Origin of the sequence: Prevotella sp. MGM1, from assembly GCF_002933775.1 — a bacterium.
Lineage (GTDB): Bacteria > Bacteroidota > Bacteroidia > Bacteroidales > Bacteroidaceae > Prevotella.
Genome location: NZ_BEWV01000112.1, coordinates 1 through 1597, shown reverse-complemented (window position 1 = coordinate 1597; position 1597 = coordinate 1). Strand labels below are relative to the sequence as shown.

The following is a 1597-nucleotide window of genomic DNA, read 5'->3' as shown; positions in this document are numbered from 1 at the left end:
CGTCAAGGGCGGCAAGCATGCCGACTACCCGAAAAGAGACACCGAACTGGTGAGAAACTACGGCACATACGGACGTGCCGACGTGCCGGGACTGACCGCTGGAACGGGATATGCCGTGAAGGTGGTGCCGGTGGCGGGCGGCAGCGAAGACGCAACCAAGGCCAGCGTGGCAGCCAACATCACCGTGAACGCATACGACCGCTCGGGCTTCGCGCACTTCAATAACACGGGAGTGGGAGCATATAACGACGATGGCACACTGAAAACAGATGCCCGTGTGATATATGTCACGGCGCAGACGGCAAAGACCGTGCGGCTCGACGTAATCACAGGCAGCAACGAGAAGAAAGAGACTTTCACTGGGTTGCAGGCCATAATCAACGCATATCAGAAAGGACTTGAGACACGCCCGCTCGCAGTCCGCTTCATAGGACAAATCAAAGATACCGACATGGATGCTTTCGGAAGCAAGTCGGAGGGACTGCAAATAAAGGGCCGGAACAACACCATACCGATGAACATCACCGTAGAGGGCGTGGGCGACGATGCCACCGTGTGGGGATTCGGATTCCTGCTGCGCAACGCCGTGAGCGTGGAGCTGCGCAACTTCGCCATAATGCTCTGCATGGACGACTGCGTGTCGATAGACACGAACAACAAATACTGCTGGATCCACCACCTCGACCTCTTCTACGGAAAGACAGGAGGAGACAGCGACCAGGCCAAGGGCGATGGAACGATAGACGTAAAAGGCAACTCGCAGTATGTCACGATATCATACAACCACATGTTCGACAGCGGCAAGTCGTCGCTCTGCGGAATGACGGGCGAGAGCGGACCGAACTATATCGACTATCATCACAACTGGTTCGACCATAGCGACTCGCGCCATCCGCGTGTCCGCACGATGACCGTTCACGTGTGGAACAACTACTATGACGGCTGCTCCAAGTATGGCGTGGGAGCCATGATGGGGTCGAGCGTCTTCGTGGAGAGCAACTATTTCCGCCATACCAAGAACCCGATGCTCATCTCCAAGCAGGGAACGGACGCCAAAGGAGACGGCACTTTCAGTGGCGAGAACGGCGGAATGATAAAGAGTTTCGGCAATGTGTATGCCGAAAAGGGAACCGGTGCCAACTATACGCCGGTCACACACAAGGCGAGTGCCGCCAATTTCGACTGTTATGAGGCAGATACACGTGACGAGCAGGTGCCCGCTTCGTTCAAGACCGTTGCCGGCGGAACGACATACGACAACTTCGACACCGACAGCAAGCTGATATACGAATACACTCCTCTGCCGGCCACCGACGTTCCTGCCGCGGTGACCGGTTACTACGGGGCCGGAAGAATGAACAAAGGCGACTTCAAGTGGACGTTCGACAACGCCACTGCCGACACCGATTATGGCGTGGTGAAAGCTCTGAAAGCTGCCATCGAAAGCTATAAGAGCACGCTGGTGGGATGGTTTGAGTAAGTGTTTTCGGGATGTTTGAACGGAGACAGGGGGTTGTTTGGCGGTGCAATCGTTATTGCCCGATGGATTTTCGTTATTGCGGATAGAGTTTTTGAATATGTTCAGACACCATTGTAC

General features: G+C 55.1%; 1 protein-coding gene. It reads left to right on the top strand.

The genetic code is table 11. The features are described 5' to 3' along the window. Window positions 1-1480 (top strand): polysaccharide lyase family 1 protein (locus tag MoGM_RS03795; RefSeq protein ID WP_104368814.1); only part of this gene is annotated, 1480 nt, incomplete at its 5' end. Between the last annotated feature and the right edge of the window lie 117 nt (window positions 1481-1597).